Here is a 3973-nt window from a genome sequence, read left to right as displayed (position 1 = left end):
GCAATTATCGTTGGTTGCGGGGGCAGGATTTGAACCTGCGGCCTTCAGGTTATGAGCCTGACGAGCTACCGGGCTGCTCCACCCCGCGCCAAGGTTTTTGCCGAAGGCAAAATACCGTCGAGGCAAACCAATTGGTTTGCCGGAACGCATCATCGCTGAGCGATGATGCTACTGCCGGAGCAACTCCGACGGAGTTGTCTCCTGTAAGGGACGCACCATTTCGATGCTTTAGGTCCCCGACATTTCGTGCTGTCGTTTAACGACAAAGGGTCGCTTACGCGACCCAGAGAGGATTTCGGCTGGGCCGAGGGCGTGATGAGAAGATTGTGTTGGTATTTTGCTTGCGCAAAAACCTGGGGTATTTTGCTTTCGCAAAACCCAAACATTGCCTTTAGCAGACCTGGCAGCGACCGACTCTCCCGCGTCTTAAGACGAAGTACCATGGGCGCAGGGGCGTTTCACGGCCGTGTTCGGAATGGGAACGGGTGCAGCCACCCCGCAATAACCACCAGGTCAGCTAAGGGCAATGTTGAACCGACTAGCGGTCGGTTCAGTGAGAAGCTGGTGCAGTTTTCACTGCTTTTAAACACGTCTTTTTTCTTTTCCGTATGCGCCACGGCCGAAGGCCGCAAGCGCGAAGGCGCGTCACCAATCGTTTGGCGCGCTGTCCGCAGCGTAGCGACGAAGTCGCGACAGCGTGAGGACAAAAGAGATGGCTCATCGAAGCGCACAAACACTTTGTGTTTGTCGCGAGATGAGCATGGTCAATGAGAACGATCAAGCCAATCGAGCTATTAGTACCGGTAAGCTTCATGCATTGCTGCACTTCCACACCCGGCCTATCAACGTGGTCGTCTTCCACGGCTCTGATAGGGAACACTCGTTTTCAGGTGGGTTTCCCGCTTAGATGCCTTCAGCGGTTATCCCTTCCATATATAGCTACCCTGCTATGCCCTTGGCAGGACAACAGGTCCACCAGAGATATGTCCATCCCGGTCCTCTCGTACTAGGGACAGATCCTGTCAATATTCCTACACCCACGGCAGATAGGGACCGAACTGTCTCACGACGTTCTGAACCCAGCTCACGTACCGCTTTAATTGGCGAACAGCCAAACCCTTGGGACCTGCTCCAGCCCCAGGATGCGATGAGCCGACATCGAGGTGCCAAACAACCCCGTCGATATGGACTCTTGGGGGTCATCAGCCTGTTATCCCCGGCGTACCTTTTATCCGTTGAGCGATGGCCCTTCCACACGGGACCACCGGATCACTATGACCGACTTTCGTCTCTGCTCGACTTGTCAGTCTCGCAGTCAGGCGGGCTTATGCCATTGCACTCGACGACCGATTTCCGACCGGTCTGAGCCCACCATCGCGCGCCTCCGTTACTCTTTCGGAGGCGACCGCCCCAGTCAAACTACCCACCATACACTGTCCCGGATCCGGATGACGGATCGCGGTTAGACATCCATGACGATAAGGGTGGTATTTCAAGGATGGCTCCACGAGAACTGGCGTCCCCGCTTCAAAGCCTACCACCTATCCTACACATGCCGACACGAATGCCAGTGTAAAGCTATAGTAAAGGTGCACGGGGTCTTTCCGTCTAACCGCAGGAACCCCGCATCTTCACGGGGAATTCAATTTCACTGAGTCTATGCTGGAGACAGCGGGGAAGTCGTTACGCCATTCGTGCAGGTCGGAACTTACCCGACAAGGAATTTCGCTACCTTAGGACCGTTATAGTTACGGCCGCCGTTTACTGGGGCTTCGATTCAAAGCTTGCACCTCTCCTCTTAACCTTCCAGCACCGGGCAGGCGTCAGACCCTATACGTCGTCTTGCGACTTCGCAGAGCCCTGTGTTTTTGATAAACAGTCGCTACCCCCTGGTCTGTGCCACCCCACTATACTTGCGTATAAAGGGGTCACGCTTCTTCCGAAGTTACGCGTGCAATTTGCCGAGTTCCTTCAGCATAGTTCTCTCAAGCGCCTTGGTATGCTCTACCTGACCACCTGTGTCGGTTTCGGGTACGGTCTGTACGGTGGAGCTATTTCCTGGAACCGCTTCCCCGCCCGGACAATCCAATAAGTCCGAACAAGTTACGCAATCCGTCACTACCACCAGGCCCACGAATATTAACGTGGTTCCCATCGACTACGCGTGTCCGCCTCGTCTTAGGGGCCGGCTAACCCTGCTCAGATTAACTTTAAGCAGGAACCCTTGGTCTTTCGGCGAGGGGGTCTCTCACCCCCTTTATCGTTACTCATGTCAACATTCGCACTTCCGATACCTCCAGGGCCCCTCACAGGTACCCCTTCACAGGCTTACGGAACGCTCCGCTACCACTTGCATCACTGCAAATCCTCAGCTTCGGTGCATGGCTTTAGCCCCGTTACATTTTCGGCGCAAAGACCCTTATTTAGACCAGTGAGCTGTTACGCTTTCTTTAAATGATGGCTGCTTCTAAGCCAACATCCTGGTTGTTTTGGGATCCTCACATCCTTTCCCACTTAGCCATGACTTGGGGACCTTAGCTGGAGGTCAGGGTTGTTGCCCTTTTCACGACGGACGTTAGCACCCGCCGTGTGTCTGCCGATTAGTACTCCCGGGTATTCGGAGTTTGGTTAGGATCAGTAAGACGGTGAGTCCCCATAGCCCATCCAGTGCTCTACCCCCCGGGGTATTCGATCGACGCACTACCTAAATAGTTTTCGCGGAGAACCAGCTATTTCCGAGTTTGATTGGCCTTTCACCCCTAGCCACAAGTCATCCCAATCTATTGCAACAGATGCGGGTTCGGTCCTCCAGTTGGTGTTACCCAACCTTCAACCTGCTCATGGCTAGATCACTCGGTTTCGGGTCTAATGCATCTAACTGAACGCCCTGTTCAGACTCGCTTTCGCTGCGCCTACACCTACCGGCTTAAGCTTGCTAGATACACTAAGTCGTTGACCCATTATACAAAAGGTACGCTGTCAGGCTTGCGCCCTCCAACTGCTTGTAGGCAACCGGTTTCAGGTTCTATTTCACTCCCCTTGTCGGGGTGCTTTTCACCTTTCCCTCACGGTACTTGTTCGCTATCGGTCATGCACGAGTACTTAGGCTTGGAGAGTGGTCTCCCCATGTTCAGACAGGATTTCACGTGTCCCGCCTTACTCAAGGACAATGCCTGTTCTACGCCTACGGGACTGTCACCCGCTACGGTCGAGCTTTCCAACTCGTTCGGCTTTATTCAGCATTGCCACTGGCCTGGTCCGCGTTCGCTCGCCACTACTTGCGGAGTCTCGGTTGATGTCCTTTCCTGCAGGTACTTAGATGTTTCAGTTCCCTGCGTTCGCTTCTTACCCCTATGTATTCGAAAGTAAGATACCTTATCTCAATGCCTAGAAACCTAAACCGTCCCGAAAGACAGCTTAAACTTTCTAGGCATTTAAGGTGGGTTTCCCCATTCGGAGATCCATGGATCAAAGCTCATTCGCAGCTCCCCACGGCTTATCGCAGCGTATCACGTCCTTCATCGCCTGTGCATGCCAAGGCATCCACCAATTGCCCTTAAAACACTTGATCGTTCTCATTGCCAATGCTCATCATTATGCGAGCCAATAGCCAGTAGGCACTAGCCAATAGAGTTTGATCCCTACTGACCATTGCCTAATTCCTATCGCCTCACAAACCTGGCTACCTTTTACAACCAGGTCACTCAGATGCCATCGACGTGTTCGATCGGATCGCTTTATCGGAGCTACGCCGAGCAGCTCACTTGCGTCCGATCATAAGACCAGCTTCTCGAGATTAAATCCGGGACCGCGCGGTTAGCAATCGGCCATCGATAAGTCACCAGAGATGCTCCGAAGAACATCAACAGCGACCGACCAGAGCGACAGGCTTCCTACCTACCTCCGACCCTTCCCCAAGTTCCGGCCGGCTAGGCCATTCCAAGGTTCATCAGGATCGGGCTCGGACACCAGG

The 3973-nt window shown here is 53.7% G+C and carries 1 tRNA gene and 2 rRNA genes; all 3 read right to left on the bottom strand.

Annotated elements, in window-relative coordinates:
- Positions 1-11: 11 nt before the first annotated feature.
- The 3 genes from B9A97_RS28910 to B9A97_RS28900 all read right to left on the bottom strand — a co-directional run bounded on the left by B9A97_RS28910 (position 12) and on the right by B9A97_RS28900 (position 3571).
- A tRNA-Met gene (locus B9A97_RS28910) sits at positions 12-88 on the bottom strand.
- A 310-nt stretch (positions 89-398) separates the two neighbouring features.
- Positions 399-513 (bottom strand): 5S ribosomal RNA (gene rrf, locus B9A97_RS28905).
- A gap of 260 nt (positions 514-773) precedes the next feature.
- Positions 774-3571 (bottom strand): 23S ribosomal RNA (locus B9A97_RS28900).
- Positions 3572-3973: the final 402 nt, after the last annotated feature.

Source organism: Rhizobium sp. RU36D (assembly GCF_900176345.1).
Classification (GTDB): Bacteria; Pseudomonadota; Alphaproteobacteria; order Rhizobiales; family Rhizobiaceae; genus Allorhizobium.
This window is presented reverse-complemented; position numbering and strand designations above follow the sequence as displayed.